The following is a 19,453-nucleotide window of genomic DNA, read 5'->3' on the forward strand; positions in this document are numbered from 1 at the left end:
AAGATCCCTTGGCGACCAGGACGTACCTTCCCTAGACCCAGACAGAAAAGTTCCCGACGAAAATTTCCTACTCATAAACGATCTGGATTGTAAACAGTCCTTAAGTTGACAGCATTGAGCGGACGCTGCGTTGGTGGGTAAAACTCTGTTTGGGTGCTAACCCAAACCTAAACAAGTATCAATTTGTCCCAACGCAACGGACGTTGCTTTCAAATTAGGTCCGAACGGACGTTCGAACCAGCGCTCTCTTTTTAAAACCGCCATTTCCAGAAAAGATATAGCACAAGATAAGAGGCTAACCTCGTCGCAGGAGGAGGCCAACGCACCTACACGACCATCTGCGATTAAAGTCATCGCAACTCTCTTTGTGGCTTTTCTATCAAGGATTCTTACATCTTATCCTTTATTCTTTTCAAGAATTCGGTAAATCTCTTGCCTTGAAGCTTTGATTTTTCTAGTTTTGGTAGCTGACTATTTTAGTGTCCACATATCGCACTCCTTCTCTGAAGATACCCTATTTCTATGGTAAACAGTAATGCTTTGCATTGCCTTAACCATTTATCAGAGACATCAGGCAAACTCGCCTGACGTATTTTCTATGTCTTTTTAAAAATTTACAAAAATGAAATGTCACTATTTCATCTCGGGTATGTTATGCCTGCTTCCAGGCATGCTATGTACCTGCAAACTAGTACGTTCATCCAAAAACGATTCTTTTATGTCAGAACATATAAATAATACTCAGCTTATTCGTGAAGTCTATCGCCGCATATTTGGACAAGCTGATGTTGAATTTGCCAATAAAGTAATTGCGGAAGACTATATCCAGCACAATCCGATGATTAAAACAGGCAAAGCCGGCGTTATGGAGTTTATAGGTTATCTTACATCTATTCCCCGTCCGGCAAATCCTGTTAAGCCGTTTATGCGCTTTATTGCAGAGGGACCCTATGTAATTGTCCATTCCAGCATGCCCTGGCAAAATCAGCAGAATGCCACTGTAGATTTGTATAGGATACAAGATGGCAAACTAACTGAGCACTGGGATGCTGTTGAAATCGAACCTTCCTCTACAGCCAGTGGCAATCCTATGGTTGAAGGCCCTGTAGAGATAGAGGATACTGGTTATACAGAGCAGAATAAGTCGATAGTCCGGAAGTTTTATGAGGATGTCTTTATTTCTCAGCATAGGACTTCACTTGACAACTATGTTGATCCTGCTTTGATTCAGCATTTGCCCGAAGTTGCAAATGGGCAGGCAGGTCTGCAGGAATATATCAGTACGACAACAGTTGTTCGCACCCGGATACATCGGATCATTGGTGAAGGGAACTTTGTTGTGGTGCAGGCAGAAGGAAAAGTAAAAAACGATTCGTATGTATTCTATGATCTCTTTCGCCTGAGTAAAGAAAAGATTGTAGAACAATGGGGCGTTAAGCAGGCTATACCTGCTACTATGGCCCACTCAAACGGAATGCTTTAAAGCTTCCTCACTGTACTAGTAAAGCAAAAGAGCCATTTCCTTTTCAGGAGTGGCTCTTGACTCATTTATACAGAAGCTAAGTAAAAAAATCGTTTGTAAGACAACTCGTTACAGGCTTTTGTCAGGAAGAAAAATCAAAACAGCAAATGATACTACTGGCAATACACAGGCAATACCAAACCATTTCCAGAACGACCTTCCTCTGCTATTCGCCACATAACCTGTTACCAGAGGCACCATGAACATCATGCCTAGTAACCCTATCAGAAAATCCATTATGTGTATTTGTATAGTTTGATGAATGACAAACAGACGAAGTTGTCTGATCGCAAAATGCAGATGCAATTATAACAATGTACAACCAAAAAATGTAACAGAAAAAGGCGTTTTTTTTAAGATCAGACGTTAGTTATTAGTTCTTTTCTATACCATATCGGTTAAAAACAATTTAACAAGACATACCCGAAAAGGTTATCTACCTTGTTCTCTATACCTCTTAATCTTATTCATCTTAAAAGACAAAGTCATATCCAGTACTATAGATTGTTTGTCCACAATATATTCCAGCAAGGAGGCTGACAATGTTAAAGCTTTATCTTTTTTTACTGAATCCGATGTAATGCGTGATGCATATACAAATAATATATCTGAAAGATATTCTAGCTGTTTTAACTGGTCTTTCTCTGAACCCTCTACTATCAACTGCGCAATTGCCTGTAGATCCAATTCCAACAACTCATCCAAACCTTTACCTGTAACTTTTTGAGCAATGGCGTTACTTTGAGCTAATGCCTGCTCTATTCTACCTTCTTCTACCAATCCTACTACACGGGCAAGCATATCACGGATCTGCTCTAAAACACGTAAGATTAAATCTCTGCTATAAGCCATATGAATAATTTATGAGAGGAATATTTCTGATGCAGGATCAGGATAATCAAAAATAAGTCTTTACCTGTAATTCATCAAAAAGAAAACGACTTTGCTCTGTCTTGTAAACAATAGCAAAGTCGTTTCTGGAAAAATCCAGTATATAATTACTTGGTTTCTTCTGAAAGCGATGGCACAGGGGCAATCGAATCAGATTTACGGCCAAAACGTTTTTTCACTTTAGTAATTGCCAGTTCAAATGTCAGATAGGCAGAAGGCACCAGTACCAGTGTCAATAATAGTGAACTGGTCAGACCACCTATAATTACCCAGGCCAGACCGTTTTTGGTTTCGGCCCCAGCACCAGACGCCAATGCAATCGGCAACATACCAAAGATCATAGCAATGGTCGTCATCAGGATAGGACGCAAACGTTCTCTACCCGCCTCTACCAATGCTTCCCTTACAGGCATTCCCTGTTCCTTCAGGTGATTGGTAAAGTCTACCAGCAGGATCGCGTTTTTAGCCACCAGACCCATCAGCATGATCATCCCAATAATAGAGAAAATACTCAGGTTTTCAAGAGCTAGTGCCAATGCCACTAGTGCACCAATCAACGCCACAGGCAGTGAGAACAATACAATAAACGGATACAGGAAGGAATCGTATAAGGCTACCATGATCAGATATACGAATACAATAGCAATCAACAACGCAATACCCAGACTACCAAACGCATCCGATTGCTGTTGAAGTGAACCAGCATACTCAATCACAATGCCTTCCGGCAGTTTCTTTGTTTGCATAACTTTCTGAATATCTGCCCCTACTGTACCAATCGGACGACCAACTACCTGAGCATTGACTGTAATAGCAGACAAACGATCACGGCGTTCAAGTTTGCTGGCTCCCAGTTCCTGAGATACAGTAGCAAATTGCTTCAGCGACACCAGCTTACCCTGATTATTCACAAAGGGAATATTACTCACATCCTCACTGTTGGCCCGGTTAAAACGATCCAGGGCAATATTTATATCGTATTCATATTGTCCCTCTCTGTATTTTGAGTCATCGTTACCATTAAAGGCTGTACGCAGCGTGCTACCTACATCACTTACAGAAAGTCCTAATGATGCCATACGTTCCCGGTCCAGTTGCACCTGTAATTCAGGATTTGGATCTTCCACTGAAAACTCCACATCTGTTGTACCAGGTGTTTTCTTTACCACACCCATAACCATTTCTGCTGCCTGACGCACTTTTTCCAGGTCTGTTCCCTTCAATACAATCTGTACAGGAGCAGTATTGGCATTTCCTGTAATACTGGTAGCAGCAGCTTTGGCTTTTATGCCAGGAAGTTTCTGAATCTTCTCCTTTATTTTTGCACCAAACTCTTCAGTCGTTACCGAACGTTCCTTGCGATCTACCAGAAGCACCGTTAGTTCTGAACGGTTGTTGGAACCTGTTCCTGCTCCCATCTGTGCACTGGTGTACCCTACCTTACTCAAAACCAGCTTTACTTCAGGTTGTTCCATTAGTAGCTGTTCTACTTTCCGTGTGGTCTGATTGTTCTGGTACATAGTTACCTGTGGTTCTAGTTCCAACTGAATAATCATTTCGCCACGATCACCCTGCGCAGCAAACTCACTTCCGATAAATCCGGCAGGCACCAGCGCGATAGACCCTACAAATAATATAAATGCACCCAGATAGATTGCCCACCGATGTCCCAGACTCCACTTTAAAATGCGTGTGTAGAAATCCTGAAGGCGAGTAAACAAGTCTTCAAATCCCAGTGAAATACGTCCCCAGAGAGTATTTTTGGTAAAATGGTCCAGCTTTCCGAAACGGGAAGCCAGCATAGGTGTAATAGTAAAAGACACAAACAAACTCATCAATGTAGAGAATACGACCACCAGCGCAAATTCACGCAGAATATTCCCAATCAATCCGGATACCAGTGACATCGGTAAGAATACCACCACGTCCACCAACGTAATGGCAAGAGCTGTAAAGCCAATCTCATTCCGTCCATCCAGTGCAGCAGTACGTTTATCTTTACCCATTTCCATATGGCGGTAAATATTCTCCAACACCACAATCGAGTCATCAACCAGAATCCCTACTACCAGCGAAAGAGCCATCAAGGTCATCAGGTTAAGCGAGAAGTTGAAGACATACATCAGAATGAATGTAGAGATCATAGACGCTGGAATCGCCACCATGACAATCAGTGAGCTACGTAAGCTATGCAGGAATATCAACATCACAGCAGCTACAATGATTACAGCCAGAATCAAGTCTTCCTGAACCGCATTGGCAGAGGCTAAAGTATAGATAGAACTGTCATTGGCGATATTGAACTTCACTTTTTCAGCAGCATACATCTTCTCAATCTTACTTAGTTCGGCTTTTACCTTTTTGCTTACATCTACCGCATTGGCGTCTGCCTGCTTTTGCACAATCAAACCAATGGAAGTACGTCCGTTGATACGGTTGATAGTTGTAATTTCGGCAATTCCGTCTTCTACCTCTGCAATGTCCTCCAGGGTAATCCGACTTCCGTTCGGCTGGTTAGAGATCACCAGTTTACGCAACTGGTCCAGAGAGGTAAACTTAGCAGCAATACGCAAACTATATTGCTGATCTGTGGTTTCTACCTTTCCTGTTGGGAAGTCCTGATTGGCAGTAATAATGGCCTGCGTAACCTGATTGAGCGACAGGTGATAAGCCTGTAAACGTTCAGGGTCCAGGTTTACTTTAATCTGACGTTCTTCGCCACCTACCAGCGTGATCTGTCCTACCCCCTGTATCTTTGCCAGCTGAGGTTGTATCCTATCCTCTACCATCTTGTAAAATGTAGTGGGGCTCACATTGGCAGATACCCCCATTTGCAGAATAGGCAAATCGTCTGTTGAGAACTTATTTATAGTAGGTGCCTCTACATCATCTGGTAACTGTGATAAGATCGAGTTTACTTTTCGTTGAGCATCCTGCACGGATTCATCTACATTAGCAGATTGCAACAACTGAATCACCACCATTGATACACCTTCCTGAGAAGTTGATTGAATCTTGTCCAGGTTTTCCAGTGAGGATAAGGCATCTTCAATCTTTTTCGTTACAGATGTTTCAACCTCTCCTGCCGCAGCTCCCGGATATAACGTAATCACAGACATCACCGGAGCTTCAAACTTTGGAAGCAGGTTGTAATTAAGCTGAGAGTAACTCAGCAGACCCAATATACCCAGCACGGTAAAAATTACAATTACCAGTGCAGGTCGTTTAATGGAAATCTCGGTAATAGACATAGTTTCCGTAAATTAAAAATCGTGACGTTGAATAATTTTTACCTTTACTGAATCACTGCCACATGAGCATTGTCGTAGAGGTTAATTTGTCCGGTAGTAACTACCTTCTCTCCTTCTTTCAATCCATCCAGCACTTCCAATGCTGTACCGTTATCTCCTCCAATCGTAACTTTACGAAGTTTCACTACATTGTTTGCTCCCACCACATACACCTGTGCATCTTTGATACTACCTACCAGTGCTTCACGTGGGATCTGCAAAGTAGGCACCTGGCTCTTACGATTAAAGGCAACATCTACATAGGTACCAGCCTTTAATGGATTCTTAGACTGATTAACCAACTGTATTTCTACCGGATAGTTGTGCGCATCATCGCCTCTGGGACTAATAAAGGTTATTTTTCCTTCAAATTTTACTCCCGGATATACCGAAGCTGTCAGACTTACCGGATCACCTAGCTTTAGTGCATACACATCCCGCTCTGCTACATTCAACTGCACTTTTAACTTAGATACATCTACCAGTGTGCCAATAGAAGCGCCGACATTGACAAAAGCACCTGTCTCTACTGGTTTCAATGTGATAACTCCACTGATTGGCGCAACGATATTTGTATTATTCAGTTCTTTCCGAGCCTGTTCCAGCTGGTTTTTTGCATTGTCATAGGTAAGCTGGTATTGTTGAAGCTGAGCCTCTGTAGCAGCTCCACCTTTGAATAGATTGGTATAGCGATCTACGTTCTGTTTAGCATTGGCAAGGGTCTGTTCAGCCGTAGAAACCGCCAATGACTTCACCCGTGCATCTACCCGTGCCAATACCTGTCCCTGGCGTATCTGGTCACCCAGTTCAAAGTTTACACTGGTCAATGTACCAGCTACTTCAGCCTTAATATCTATCACCTTATTGGCTGTTACAGTCCCAACCAGTGTCAGATTCTTTTCACTTGCTTTGCTTTTTACTTCTGCCACATTAACCGAAATTTGTACTCCGGTTGTATCGGGCATTTGTTTCTTTGCGTCAATCTGTTTTTTGTTGTTCATCAGCCGGAAACCTACCAGAGCTATAACAACGATAATGACTAGTATGGTGAGAATGCGTTTCATGTTTCTATAATATATAAGAGTATAGTATCAGTTATTATTTAGCGGAATTCAAATAGGGAAGCAGATTTCCTTTAGAACGTTCAATATTCAATCGTGCTCTATACAAGTCCAATAATGTAGTGATATAAGTATTCTGTGCCTGACGCAATGAGGTCTCTGCATTTACTACATCTGTGGAAGTGCCTACTCCTTCTCTGAATTCTAGTTGGGTTATCTGGTAAACTTCCTGAGCCAATTCAACATTTTTCTGTTCTGACTCAATACGCTGTACTGTATTACGATATTGGGTTAGTGAGTTAGCAACTTCCAGACTAATATTTTGCTTTGTCAGAGTAATATTTTCTTCGATCTGACGGGCTTTTAACTTAGATTGTTGAACCTGAGCACTTCGTTGTAAACCATCGAATATTGGAATACGTAATCTTAGGCCAATAGAGGAAGAAGTATAGTCTATCCAACCATTTCCTGGTGTTTTAAAGAATCCAAAATTAGAACCCTGTCCTGTATATCCGTAATTAGCAAACGCCGTTAATGTCGGATAATAACCACTTGCTATATTACGTTTATCCAACCCTTGTAAAGCCAGGTTAGTTTGTAAAATCCGATAGTCTATCCTGCCTTCAAAAGAATTTTCAGACGCATCAGAATAAAAAGCGTCAGATTCATTAAAGGTCAATGTTGTATCACTAAGAGTAATCTGTTCAGTTAATGGCATTCCCATCTGAAACTTCAGGTTGTTCAGAGATTGTAGTAAACTTAACTCTGATTGCCGTATTTGTGATTGCAGGTTGCTGGCGTTTACCTTTAGTCGGCTTACATCCACCTGTTTTGCTACTCCATTTTTAAATTGTAATTCAGTACTATTAAGAGTAGCTTGAGTATTTGTAAGGTTGGAATGTAGCAACTGTAACTGCTTTTGAGCAACAATCACCTGATAATAAGCATCTGCAATAGAATAGGCAGTTTGCTCATTTACTTGTTGGGTATTCTGTTGATAAAGTTGATTAGAATACTTTGCAGCCTTTAAGCCAACCCAAAAGGATGGATCAAAAAGCATCTGGGTAACCTCTCCAGAAAGATTAGTATTAAATTGATATCCTGCCTTGATCCCTCCTTCTGCCAATCCAGGAATTATGAATAAAGGAATCTTTATCCTATCTTCAAATGTTCCATTCACATTTACCTGAGGTAGTCCACGACCTCTGATCTGACGTACTTGCTGTTGTGCAATTTCCTCATCATAACGAGAAACTTTTAATTTACTGTTTTTTTTGGTGGCATACTCAATACAATCTTTTATGGAAAAAGAAGCACTGGAATCTGCCGTCTGTGCCCACATAGGCTGACTGATCACTAACCCAATCAGGATCAATAACCGACATCCGGCAGCGTGAAAGAAACGCTTTTTAAAAGTGGAATTCATAGAAGTATTAAAAGTTGAATAGCAAAAAAATTATTGTATACTTTTGATAAAGCGACGAGTAGCTCTTTCCAGATAAAGCTCAGGCTCCCAGGCATCTGGTTCTTTTTCAATACGGTGTCTCATAATGAGGGCCATAGTAATAAAGCCATGCACAATACACATCCACTGAAAAAACAATTCTTTATATTCTTTATCCTCAAGATCTGGAGTAATGGCCTTCATAGCATTTTTAATTAACTCACCAATACTGAGCACTTCCTGAGGGCGTTCTTCTGCAACAGAAGGAATCGATTCAATGCTAAACATAAGCTTATACAATTCCGGGTTCTGCTCAGCAAAATGCCAGTGTATAATAGCATACCGACATAGTTGCTTATGAGTATCTTCTATTACCTCTGCTTCAAGCATGTTACGTAAGATGGTGAACCCATCCATGGCTACTTCAAAGAAAACAGCCTCTTTGTTTTCAAAAAACTCATATACTATCGGTGGTGTGTACTCTACCTCATCGGCAATCTTGCGAATAGTGACAGCCTGCCAGCCTTCCTTTAAAGCAATATTGCGTGCTGCCTGAAGAATGCCTGTGCGCAAGGCTTCTTTGTGTCTGGTCTTTCTATCTATACTGCTCATATTTTTTACATGCTATAAAGAAATCTAACAAAGGTAGATTTTTTTATAAAGGATAAGTATCATTCTTTCAAAAAAGTTCAAATGTGTAAGTTTGTGTTAAAAAATGTTTGTTTTTGATCGCTTAAGAGGAGGCTTATATAAGAAGACGGGCATAGTATTGTTTTACTTTATCAGAGACTCCATTTTCTTTTCGGAATAGAAATTAGAAATTTGAGTTTTACTTCTGTTGAAAATCGTCTACAACCATTCTTTATATGTCGCTTCCTTTCCCAGATATTGCACCTATTACACGCCATTTACGTGCAAAAGCCAGCTCACATCTGCTGGTAGCAGCTGTTCACCATTTACCTGTTTTCGAGATACTTTCCCATGGACCTTTATCTATTACCGAACTACAGGAGCAATTAGCCATAAAAAATCGCCCGGCAATGGTCTTATTTCCCGCACTCTGTGCTATGGGAATGATTTGTTACACAGAGGATAAAAAACTAAGCCTTACGGAGTTGGGACGTTATCTCACCAAATCCAATCTACACAATCTGATAGGTTATGCTGGCTTGGAAAAAGATGATCCGGGTGTATTGACTATGGTTCAGCATTTACTAAACGATGGGCCTGTGGATACAAGTCAGGGCGTTTCCTATGTAAAAGATGATGAAGCACCTTCTCCTATGGATGATCCGGAAGCAGCCCGTATGTTTACACTTGCTCTGGCAGGAAGAGCCCGTTACCTCTCTCCGATTGTTGCCAGTCATCTGCCCAATCGACAAGGACATCTGTTGGATGTAGCAGGTGGTACGGGATACTATACTTATGAGTGGCTGCGCGCAAATCCACAATCAACAGCTACCGTGGTAGATCGTCCGGCAGTATTGAAGGTAGCAGCAGAGTTGCTGGAAGAATTTTGTAACAGTGATAAGGAAAATGCAGCTGATATTCGATCCAGAGTACTGTTTTTCCCGGCTGATATGTTAACAGATCCTCTGCCACAAACAGATTTTCTGCTGGCAGCCAGTCTGTTTCATGACTGGCCTGAGGATATTTGTCAGTCACTCGCCCAAAAATTCGCCAATGCACTTCGTCCTAATGGTGAAATCTGGATACATGATGCCTTTCTGGATGATACACTGGATGGGCCACTGGCAGTGACAGACTATTCGGCTATGCTGTTTCTAGGTACCAAAGGCAGAGCCTATAGCCGTAAAGAATATCGTCAATGGTTTTCTGCTTCAGGTCTTGTTAACGTACAGGAAGAGATTCCTACCTTACTGGACTATGGTCTTATCCATGCCCGTAAACCTCTGTAGGCAAGATGCATAAAACCAATAAAAAAACTTACAGACAGCACTTCATCCCTTTTGTTACCCTCACTAGTTGTCGGGTATATAAAAGGGATGAAAAAGGCGATTCAACTCTTTCTGTTAGTACTCGTTTTTACAGGGCTTGTATCCTGTGAAGTGGAGGAAGTTCCACCCAAACCTTTGGGGTCGTTTACTACCATTACATCCAATGGGTTTGTAACCTTTAATCTGGTAGGCGGTCCTGTGAACAAGGTAATCTCTACCTCCATGAGTGATGCCTATTATAATGTAAGCAACGGGAATTTATCCATTAATGGAATGGGGACCATTACCATTGCTGTCAGGAATCTATATCTATTGTCCTGTAACAGCTGTTCTGTAAAAAGTGCTGAATCGTTTACAGCAGATACACTCAATTTCTCCATTCATGCAGGTTCTCTGAAACTCAAAGATGTCATTGTAACCCGTTATCTCGGACTTAATGCTATTAATACAGGAACATATGAAATCTCTGGCAGAACTCCTTTTCTGAATCTTGGACTAACCAATATGGTTGCATTTAAAGGTTATAGCCTCATTACAGACAGCACTTACGTAAACTCTACGAATGTGTTAGATTGTGAAGTGTATACCAAACAGGTGATCAATGCGTTTGTTAACTCCATAGGGAATGTCAACTATAAAGGTCATCCACCTATTGTACGGGCCTCGTATACTGGTACAGGAAGGCTGGTAGCAAAATAATTTTAAGAAAACTTGAGGCAACCAAAATACATAACTATCTATATATCAACACATTAAATCATAAGCAAAAGTAGCTTCACCTATATCAGAAAAAATATTTCAGAAATCTTTTTCACTACGCAAATAGGCTGCGTAGAATCAGAGATATCTTTGTAACATCAAATGCAGGTCAAGAATAAGTTACTTCTAAACTTCCTTTTAAGAAAAAACTCTTTCAATTACCGCATTTGTCTTTGAAGCAGTAGTTCAGTGGTAGAACGACGTATAACATTAACATTATCACTATGGTCAATTTAGTCATACTTCAACTGGCAAGAATCTCTTCGGAGATTCTTTGGTTCGATCCCAAAATGACTGACAATTACCATTCTGGTCAAAACATGTTTACTTCCAGCCTGTCACGCCGTAGGTCGTAGGTTCGATTCCTACCTGCTTCGCAAAATCAAGGTCAAGTCAGGCTTACTTCTCTTTTTTTTGGTAAAAAACAGCTTTACAATTACCTGATTTTAGATAAAGTATACAATATGAAGGCAGTAGCTCAGCGGTTAGAGCACTAGACTGAAAAGTATTGAAATTACCCGATGGGTCAATCAAGACTTACTTCTCTATGGATCTAGGGGTCGCTGGTTCGAATCCAGCCTGCCTTCCAAATTAAGGTCAAGGAGTGCTTACTTCTATTTTCTCCAAAAAAAGCAGTTCTCCGATTATCTGATTTAACGATTAACTACAACTATGAATCAATTGATCAATGTAAGCCTTCGTCAAAAGGCCATTTTTATTCCGAATGTAGAAAATACTACAATCAACAAAACGCTTAGAGGAACTACCTCAGTGCTGGTAGCCAATTTAGGTAAATTAGGATACGGTGTATCTGAACCTTTATTGCATGCACTTAATCAGACAACTCCTGCTTTCCAGGCAAATCTACTGGAGAAGTTTCGGGAAGTAATGGGTGTCAACAAGAACTGGACTCCATTGGTAAAAGGATGGGATACACCAACAGGTGAGACTGTAACAGATCATATCATTACATTCTTTGTCAATGTCTTTGAAGGACGTGGTACTACACTGCCTTGTGGACACATTATTCCAGCTAATACATTTCCATTGGAACGCTACAATGGTTGCCCATTCTGTGGAACGCCGTTTGAGTTTGGAAAAATTGAATCGTACGGCCAGGGAAGTAAGCTAAAAATGCTGGAACTCTGGACTGAGAAAGAGCTAAAAAACTTTTTCAAAGATTTACTTACATCCAAAACAGCACTGGATGCTACTCAGATCGATAGTCTGAAAATCTTATTGAAAGAACTGCCATTGCCGGAAGTGTCTATCGGAATGAAAGAAACACTGATGACAGTGATAGATATATGTATTGAGCAAAACCAACCCGAAAAAGCACAGGCCTTGTTTACTTCTCCTACGGATATCCTGCGTTATCTGTGGTATAAGCATACAGGTTTCTTACAGATTATTGAGCCAAAGACCATTATCCAGCGCCATAAAAACAATAACAGGCATAGTATGCCCTTGCTGGGAAATAGTGCAAAAGCGAAACTGGCTGCTAAAGATGCATTAAAGCTGAAATACAGTCGTAAGACTAGTAGTATGGTAGCGCATTGGTTGAACAATCTGCCAATGGACGCAGAAAAGATGTGTGAGATGATGCACCCAAAACGCGGAATGTGGGTACGGTTTATCCGGGCGTTACGTCTGGCTGAATACAGCAAACGTGCAGGCTTTGAGAAGCTGAAAGAGATGATGGATTTGTTTTACAATCAGGTGTATGAAGTATGGCAGGGACGTGTCAATCAGTTCCGTCTGCGTATGGATCAGGAGAATACCTTAAAACTGTTGAAACAACGTCCGGGTCTGTTTGCACGATCACTGTTTGCCAATATGTTATGGTTTGGAAGCGAGCCTGTTGTCGAGGCTTTTGCGGAAGTCATTGACAAAGTACCTGCCCGTCTTGTATTTACATTGAATATGTATGCGGAAAATTATTTCACGAAAGGCTTTAACCGGGTAGTAAAACCACTGGGAGGTATTAGCAAAAATATTCCGGCCAATGCACTGTTACCGTTATATAATGATGATCAGCTGGATGAGATGAAGTCAGCAGTAGCCGATCTTTGTCTGGTAGCAATGGAAAAACGTTTTGCAGCACAGGAAACAAAAAGCAAAACTATTTACATTGATCCGATCCTGTTTAAGATGCCTGTATCTATCGGTGACCGGAGTGACAATGTGCAGGATTTGCCTTCGACTTTAATGGGAACTCGTTTTCCCATTGAAGGAGACACCGTACGTTTATTTATGCAGTGGGGAACAGGTTTGCCTGCCCAACATATGGATATGGACTTGAGTTGTCATATTGCGTTTGCGTCTAGAATGGAATTCTGCTCTTACTCTTCTCTGGTAGCAACCGGCTGTAAGCACAGTGGAGATATCCGAAGCATTCCAAACCAGATTGGAACAGCCGAATACATTGAAATCAATGTAAATGAACTGCGTAAGGCACAGGCAAAATATGTAACGTTTACTTGCAATGCGTATAGCAATGGCTCTATCACCCCTAATCTGGTGATTGGATGGATGAACACTCGCTTTCCAATGAAGATATCTGAACAAACCGGAGTAGCCTATGATCCCTCCTGTGTACAGCATCAGGTTCGTGTAACCAATAGTCTGGCAAAGGGAATGGTATTCGGGGTACTGGATGTAGAAGCTAAAGAAGTTATCTGGCTGGAAATGCCATTTGGAGGACAGGTTGTACAAGGTCTGGATACACGAAATATAGAATCCATGCTTAAAAAGCTGGATAGCAAGTTAAGTGTAGGAAATCTGTTGTCTATCAAAGCTAATGCACAAAACTTGCAGGTTTTGGAAACACCAGAAGCAGATGAGGTATATACCCAGCAATGGGCTATGAATGCTGCGGCAGTTACACAATTGTTAGTAGATTGATGGGCTAATCCCGAATTTGGGATCTTAGTTTTTATCCAACGCCTATGCTTTTTGAAATGAGTATAGGTGTTGGGTTATTTTAAAGAATCACACTTCCTTCATTTTTTGCATGTTTTGTTTATAGTCACTTTCATCACTCTTCTTATAGCTTCTTCATTTTTTACTTGTCTTTCCTAGATTGGTTTATAGTCCCTTACATCCTTCTTCCCTAGGCTCCTTCATTTTTTGCTTGCCCAAAAAACAGGGCACCAAACGAGAGTTTGGTGAGCCAGATTTGTGTGTGTGCAAAAAAGGGCACCTTTTCCCGATCCTTCCGCCCGCAAGGCCAAAGGCCAACCTCGCGGGAAAAGGACACCCTACGCACCTACACTACCTTCCGTGATGAAAGTGATCTTTGCTCTCTTTGTAACATCTTCATATTGGTATGTATTTCAGTCAAATTCTTTGCCTCAAAATTTGGGATGAATCATGTTTAGTCATTATAAAACAGATGATATTGTGAAACAACGAATGAAGTTAATACCTGAATTTGAGTGTTATCCAATATGGATAGCAGATGCAGAAGGAATACATCACAATATATCTATTGATTCACTTCTTATAACTAGCGCGTTAAAGAAAAGACTGGAAGAATGGGATAGTCAATTTCAAGCAACATTCAATAGCGATTATCCTCCTGATTCAGACTTTACCAGTGAGTCAGAAAGAGACGCCTACCAAAAAGAAGGAGTCGAAATATACCAGCAACTGGTCAATGAGTTGGGAAACACTTTTGAGATACGCTATTATCCTTCCTATTAAAAAAGCTAAATAACTTTGTGCCTATCTAAAACTAAAAAACCTTCCTCAAAACAAGGAAGGTTTTTTCCATTACTAACTATTAACTTTCAACCTCCACCCAGTGATCGGTATAACTCTACCATGGCATCCAGTTGCTGGCGTTTGATAGAAGCCTGATCTAACCGGGCTTGTAAACCATTGCTTTGTGCTGTGATTACTTCCAGATAATTAGCAATACCGCTTTTAAACAGAGCCTGAGCATTCTGAATAGCTCCTCTCTGTATTTCTACCCGATTGGATGCTATCTGTTGTTGCTCCTGCAATTTTTCAATCCGGACAAGTGCATTTGAAACCTCTCCTACTGCATTAAGCACAGTTTGTCGAAACCGAAGTTCTGACTCCTGACTTTGTATTCTAGCAACTTCCAGTTGGGTTTTCAATGCTCTACGTTGAAATACAGGCTGAGCTATTCCACCTGCTACAGTTCCGAATAATGACCCAGGTACAACAAACCATTCACTTGCCTGAAAGGCATTTACACCACCTGCAGCGGTAATATTTAGAGTTGGATAGCGATTGGCCTGTGCAGCTCCTACCCGCGCATTGGCTGCCACTAGCTCCATTTCACTGGCTCGTACATCCGGGCGTTTGCTGATTACCTGTGCAGGAATTCCTGTCTTCACGTCAGTCCATAATTGAAAATCATTCAGACGCGAATGTGCAATGGGTGTTCCAGGCAACTCACCTGCTAAAATGTGTAAGGCATTTTCCTGAATCGTGATTTCCTGTTCCAGTTGAGACACCAGCAGTGCTGCTGACTGCGCCTGAGACTGAGTTTGCTGTACAGCCAGTTCTGTCACTTCCCCGGCAGTCTTTTGCAATTGCATCATTTGTACGATGGTATCACTTAGCAGTTTATTCTGGCGGGCTACCTCTAGTTGTTGCTCCAGCATCAGCAGGTTAAAATAGTTCTGTGATACATTGGCGATCAAGCGTGTTTTCACAGCCCGGCTGGCTTCTGCAGATTGTAAGTAGGTTGCTCGTACTGCTTCGTTCTGCCGACGAATTTTTCCCCAGATATCAAGCTCCCAGGATAATGTAAGCTGGGCTGTGTAATCTTCCAGATGGTTTCGGCCTAAAAAGTTTTCCAGACTAAGTCCGTTCAAACTGTTTTTGGATGGAGTAGTACTGGAAGCAGCCACCTGAGCATTTACTGCAGGTAAGAGTGCAACACGGGATTGTTTTACGTAGGCCTCTGCGGTTTCTACCCGTTTGATAGCCAGTTGCATATCGTAATTCTGAGTTAGGGCTTTATCTATCCACTGACGCAGCACAGGATCAGGAAATAACTGATTCCAGCTGATATCAATTATACTCGAATCGGTAGCAGCTACCGTGTGAAACTGAGCAGGTAACGCTATAGAAGGCCGTTGATAATCTTTTCCAGCCTTACAGCCTGCAACCCACAGGAGAAGCCACAGCCCAACTACATACAGTAGGGACTGTGAAGTTCTTTTATATTTATTTTTCATAGATTTATTAATAGTTATGTACAGTTGCCATGTAAGATGGCAAGTTGAGCAGAGGTCTATTCTTCAGATCTTACAAAATCTGAAGAATAGACTGTTATAGATTACTAGGGAGCCACAGCTTCTACTTCTTCATGATGCTTGACTACAGATTTGGGACGTTTTATTTTTTCCTGTACGTGCTGACAAATCACAAACAGAACCGGAATAATAAACAACCCTAGTACTACACCTGTAAGCATCCCTCCTGCCGCACCGATACTGATGGATTTATTTCCCATCGCAGAGGAGCCTGTTGCCCGCATCAAAGGAACCAGTCCGGCAATAAAGGCAAAGGATGTCATCAGAATAGGTCGTAATCGAAGCCTTGCCGCTTCCAGAGCTGATGCCAGCAAGCCCATGCCTGCCTGACGACGTTGTAAAGCATATTCAACAATCAGAATGGCATTTTTGGAGAGCAACCCTATCAACATAATCAACCCTACCTGTACATAAATATTGTTATCAATTCCAGCAGGGTTAATGAACAGGAATACACCCAAAATTCCCGGAGGTATAGACAGAATGACAGAGAAAGGTAAGATATAACTCTCAAACTGAGCTGCCAGCAGGAAGTACACAAACACCAGACACAATAGGAAGATCACACCGGATTGTCCGCCAGAAGCTATTTCTTCCTTCGACATACCTGTCCATTCATAGGAATAGGTACGTGGTAAGTGTTTCTTGGCAACTTGCTCTACTGCTTTGATAGCATCACCAGAACTATAACCAGGAGCAGGCTGCCCATTGATCATTACAGAGTTGAACAGGTTGTTTCGGGTTACTGTCTGGGTTCCAAATACCCGTTTCAGAGAGACAAGTGTATTTACAGGTACCATCTCCCCTGTCTGGTTTTTCACATATATACCTGCCAGAGATGTTGGCGTTGCACGCTGATCTGCTTCTGCCTGTATAATAACCCGGTAGAACTTCCCAAACCGGTTAAAGTCTGACACAAAACTGCTACCGTAGTATACCTGCATAGTCTGTAATAAACTGCTGATGGAGACACCTAGTTGTTTGGCTTTTTTCTCATCTACTTCCAGCATCAGTTGCGGATTGGCGGTACTGAATGTAGTAAAAGCAAACGCTATCTCTTTGCGTTTCATCAACTCGCCAATAAAAGCATTGGCAGTTTGTCCCAATCCGTCCAGTGAACCACTGGCTCTGTCCTGCAACATCAACTCAAATCCCCCCATGTTGCTGAAGCCTGGTACTGTAGGCAAATTGAATAACAACACGTTGGCTTCCTTGATACTGGCCAACCTCTGATTTGCCAGTTGCATTACCTGATTGAGATCACGTACCTCTCCCCGCTCTTCGTTAGGCTTTAGTCTCACAAAACCTACTGCATAATTGGAGCTAATGGAGTTGGTTAGAATATTCATTCCGGTTACTCCTATGTATTCCCGAACCGCATCCATACTAGCCAGAATGCTATCTACTTTTTCCACCACATGCTGTGTACGTTGCAGGGAAGAACCCGCAGGCATGGTAATCGAATATACCATAAACGACTGGTCTTCATTAGGAATGAAACCGGTTGGCGTACTACGCACAATCCATACGGTAACACCGGTCACCAGTACGAGACCGGCAATTGCCAACCATTTCCGGCGAACCAGAAACCGAAGTGCACCTACATATTTATTGGTAATTGCTTCAAATCCTGAATTGAAGGAATGAAAGAACCGATCTGCAAAGTTTTGTTTGCCGTGAGAACTCTCTTCTGAATGGTCTTTCAGCAATAGTGCACACAACGCAGGACTCAGTGTCAAGGCGTTAATAGCAGAAATCAGAATGGCAATAGCCAATGTAAAGGCAAACTGCCGATAAAATACACCAGCAGGACCTTGCATAAACCCTACCGGAATAAATACTGCCGACATTACCAGTGTGATAGATATAATAGCACCTGAAATCTCCTGCATGGAACGAATTGTAGCAATCTGTGGAGACAGATGTGTTCCCTCCATTTTGGTATGCACCGCTTCTACTACCACAATGGCATCATCCACTACAATACCAATTGCCAGAATCAAAGCAAACAACGTAAGCAAATTGATACTGAAGCCGAATAACTGCATGAAGAAAAACGTACCAATAATAGCTACAGGCACTGCAACAGCAGGAATCAGGGTAGCTCTGAAATTCTGTAAGAAAATAAACACCACAATCACCACCAGTATAAATGCTTCTACCAGTGTATGTTTTACCTGCTCAATAGACTCATCCAGATACTCTTTAGTACTATAAATAATAGTATGATCTATACCTGCAGGAAGAGCTTCGGTAGCTTTTTTGAATAAGGCATTGATTTGTGTCTGAATGTCATTGGCATTAGACCCTGCTGTCTGATAGATCGCAATCCCGATTCCGTGTTTGCCATTTACGTGAGTGTTATTATTATAGGTAAATGAACCCAGTTCTACACGGGCTACATCTTTCAGATGCAGAAACGAACCATCTGGATTGGCTTTCAGAATAATATCTTCAAACTGAGTTCCTTTGTTACGTTTGCCTTTGTATTTGATAACATATTCAAACGATTCCAGGCTATTCTCACCCAACCGACCAGGTGCAGCTTCCAGATTTTGCTCCTGAATAGCAGCCATCACCTCCTGTGGAGATAACTGATACGCAGCCAAACGATCAGGTTTCAGCCAGATTCGCATAGCATAGTCCTTGGAGCCAAAGGTCATAGCCTGTCCAACACCCGGCACACGCTGAATCTCCGGAATGATATTGATACGGGCATAGTTTTGCAGAAACGTTTCATTGTAGCGTTCCTCGTCACTGAACAGGTTCAGTACCATAATCATACTGTTCTGCTGCTTCTGTGTACTGATACCAGCCTGAATAACTTCCTGTGGCAATTGACTAGTTACTTTGTCTACCCGGTTCTGTACATTGACAGCAGCCTGATTCGGGTCAGTTCCCAGTTTAAAATAGACGCTCAATGTCATAGTGCCATCATTGTTGGAGTTAGAGGTCATGTAGGTCATATTCTCCACTCCATTGACAGCTTCTTCGATAGGAGTAGCTACCGAACGGGCCACCACTTCTGCATTGGCACCCGGATAATTGGCCTGTACCTGTACACTGGGCGGAGCAATGTCCGGAAACTGTGTCACCGGTAAAGACACCAGTGATATGACTCCCAGTAGCACCAGGAGGATGGAGACAACCGTAGCTAGTACGGGTCTTTCAATAAATTTTTGTAACATAAAAAATAGAGTTAGCTGGAGACCCGAAAAACGGGTCCCTTATGAC

At 41.8% G+C, this 19,453-nt stretch carries 13 protein-coding genes and 1 tRNA gene; 6 read left to right on the forward strand and 8 right to left on the reverse strand.

The features are described 5' to 3' along the window. Positions 1-718: 718 nt before the first annotated feature. Positions 719-1,483 (forward strand): nuclear transport factor 2 family protein, encoded by a 765-nt coding sequence (locus tag QNI15_RS28260; RefSeq protein ID WP_314034998.1) that lies wholly within the window; start codon positions 719-721, stop codon positions 1,481-1,483. A gap of 108 nt (positions 1,484-1,591) precedes the next feature. On the opposite strand, the gene QNI15_RS28265 is transcribed toward QNI15_RS28260, so the two are convergent. The 6 genes from QNI15_RS28265 to QNI15_RS28290 form a co-directional block, all read right to left on the reverse strand. Continuing rightward, on the reverse strand, positions 1,592-1,759 hold the full coding sequence (locus QNI15_RS28265) for a hypothetical protein (RefSeq protein WP_313989019.1): 168 nt from the start codon (positions 1,757-1,759) through the stop codon (positions 1,592-1,594). A gap of 195 nt (positions 1,760-1,954) precedes the next feature. Next, the gene (locus QNI15_RS28270; protein WP_314035000.1) at positions 1,955-2,374 is read right to left on the reverse strand and encodes a hypothetical protein; all 420 of its coding nucleotides are present in this window, start codon (positions 2,372-2,374) and stop codon (positions 1,955-1,957) included. A gap of 146 nt (positions 2,375-2,520) precedes the next feature. Then, positions 2,521-5,664 carry an efflux RND transporter permease subunit gene (locus QNI15_RS28275; protein ID WP_314002586.1) on the reverse strand — a complete coding sequence of 1,048 codons (3,144 nt, stop codon included), beginning with the start codon at positions 5,662-5,664 and terminating at the stop codon, positions 2,521-2,523. A gap of 44 nt (positions 5,665-5,708) precedes the next feature. Beyond that, a complete protein-coding gene (locus QNI15_RS28280) occupies positions 5,709-6,767 on the reverse strand; it encodes an efflux RND transporter periplasmic adaptor subunit (RefSeq protein ID WP_314035003.1) in 1,059 nt (352 codons plus the stop codon). 34 nt (positions 6,768-6,801) lie between these two features. Beyond that, entirely contained in the window at positions 6,802-8,190 is a 1,389-nt protein-coding gene (locus QNI15_RS28285; protein WP_314035005.1) for a TolC family protein, read from the reverse strand. A 30-nt stretch (positions 8,191-8,220) separates the two neighbouring features. Then, positions 8,221-8,820 carry a TetR/AcrR family transcriptional regulator gene (locus QNI15_RS28290; protein ID WP_314035007.1) on the reverse strand — a complete coding sequence of 200 codons (600 nt, stop codon included), beginning with the start codon at positions 8,818-8,820 and terminating at the stop codon, positions 8,221-8,223. Between the two features lie 254 nt (positions 8,821-9,074). Here QNI15_RS28290 and QNI15_RS28295 point away from each other — a divergent pair, with 254 nt between their 5' ends. The 5 genes from QNI15_RS28295 to QNI15_RS28315 all read left to right on the forward strand — a co-directional run bounded on the left by QNI15_RS28295 (position 9,075) and on the right by QNI15_RS28315 (position 14,630). Next, complete coding sequence (locus QNI15_RS28295) at positions 9,075-10,127, forward strand: methyltransferase (RefSeq protein WP_314035009.1); 1,053 nt, start codon at positions 9,075-9,077, stop codon at positions 10,125-10,127. A gap of 87 nt (positions 10,128-10,214) precedes the next feature. After that, complete coding sequence (locus tag QNI15_RS28300) at positions 10,215-10,865, forward strand: GIN domain-containing protein (RefSeq protein ID WP_314035012.1); 651 nt, start codon at positions 10,215-10,217, stop codon at positions 10,863-10,865. A gap of 527 nt (positions 10,866-11,392) precedes the next feature. Then, positions 11,393-11,512: transfer RNA gene (locus QNI15_RS28305), tRNA-OTHER, on the forward strand. Positions 11,513-11,597: 85 nt separating this feature from the next. Continuing rightward, the gene (locus tag QNI15_RS28310; protein ID WP_314035014.1) at positions 11,598-13,829 is read left to right on the forward strand and encodes a hypothetical protein; all 2,232 of its coding nucleotides are present in this window, start codon (positions 11,598-11,600) and stop codon (positions 13,827-13,829) included. A gap of 468 nt (positions 13,830-14,297) precedes the next feature. Further along, entirely contained in the window at positions 14,298-14,630 is a 333-nt protein-coding gene (locus tag QNI15_RS28315) for a hypothetical protein (RefSeq protein ID WP_314035016.1), read from the forward strand. Positions 14,631-14,716: 86 nt separating this feature from the next. Here the strand turns inward: QNI15_RS28315 and QNI15_RS28320 are convergent, their stop codons facing one another. Both QNI15_RS28320 and QNI15_RS28325 read right to left on the reverse strand, forming a co-directional pair. Continuing rightward, positions 14,717-16,141: an efflux transporter outer membrane subunit gene (locus QNI15_RS28320; protein ID WP_314035018.1), complete on the reverse strand. Its 1,425-nt coding sequence runs from the start codon at positions 16,139-16,141 to the stop codon at positions 14,717-14,719. 104 nt (positions 16,142-16,245) lie between these two features. Then, positions 16,246-19,407: an efflux RND transporter permease subunit gene (locus tag QNI15_RS28325; RefSeq protein WP_314035020.1), complete on the reverse strand. Its 3,162-nt coding sequence runs from the start codon at positions 19,405-19,407 to the stop codon at positions 16,246-16,248. Positions 19,408-19,453: the final 46 nt, after the last annotated feature.

It is taken from the genome of Xanthocytophaga flava, assembly GCF_030068545.1.
Classification (GTDB): domain Bacteria; phylum Bacteroidota; class Bacteroidia; order Cytophagales; family 172606-1; genus Xanthocytophaga; species Xanthocytophaga flava.

Bases quoted from the DNA above. Each gene is read 5' to 3' on its own strand.
- QNI15_RS28260 (WP_314034998.1), top strand. From the start codon at position 719: ATGTCAGAACATATAAATAATACTCAGCTTATTCGTGAAGTCTATCGC.
- QNI15_RS28265 (WP_313989019.1), bottom strand. From the start codon at position 1,759: ATGGATTTTCTGATAGGGTTACTAGGCATGATGTTCATGGTGCCTCTG.
- QNI15_RS28270 (WP_314035000.1), bottom strand. From the start codon at position 2,374: ATGGCTTATAGCAGAGATTTAATCTTACGTGTTTTAGAGCAGATCCGT.
- QNI15_RS28275 (WP_314002586.1), bottom strand. From the start codon at position 5,664: ATGTCTATTACCGAGATTTCCATTAAACGACCTGCACTGGTAATTGTA.
- QNI15_RS28280 (WP_314035003.1), bottom strand. From the start codon at position 6,767: ATGAAACGCATTCTCACCATACTAGTCATTATCGTTGTTATAGCTCTG.
- QNI15_RS28285 (WP_314035005.1), bottom strand. From the start codon at position 8,190: ATGAATTCCACTTTTAAAAAGCGTTTCTTTCACGCTGCCGGATGTCGG.
- QNI15_RS28290 (WP_314035007.1), bottom strand. From the start codon at position 8,820: ATGAGCAGTATAGATAGAAAGACCAGACACAAAGAAGCCTTGCGCACA.
- QNI15_RS28295 (WP_314035009.1), top strand. From the start codon at position 9,075: ATGTCGCTTCCTTTCCCAGATATTGCACCTATTACACGCCATTTACGT.
- QNI15_RS28300 (WP_314035012.1), top strand. From the start codon at position 10,215: ATGAAAAAGGCGATTCAACTCTTTCTGTTAGTACTCGTTTTTACAGGG.
- QNI15_RS28310 (WP_314035014.1), top strand. From the start codon at position 11,598: ATGAATCAATTGATCAATGTAAGCCTTCGTCAAAAGGCCATTTTTATT.
- QNI15_RS28315 (WP_314035016.1), top strand. From the start codon at position 14,298: ATGTTTAGTCATTATAAAACAGATGATATTGTGAAACAACGAATGAAG.
- QNI15_RS28320 (WP_314035018.1), bottom strand. From the start codon at position 16,141: ATGAAAAATAAATATAAAAGAACTTCACAGTCCCTACTGTATGTAGTT.
- QNI15_RS28325 (WP_314035020.1), bottom strand. From the start codon at position 19,407: ATGTTACAAAAATTTATTGAAAGACCCGTACTAGCTACGGTTGTCTCC.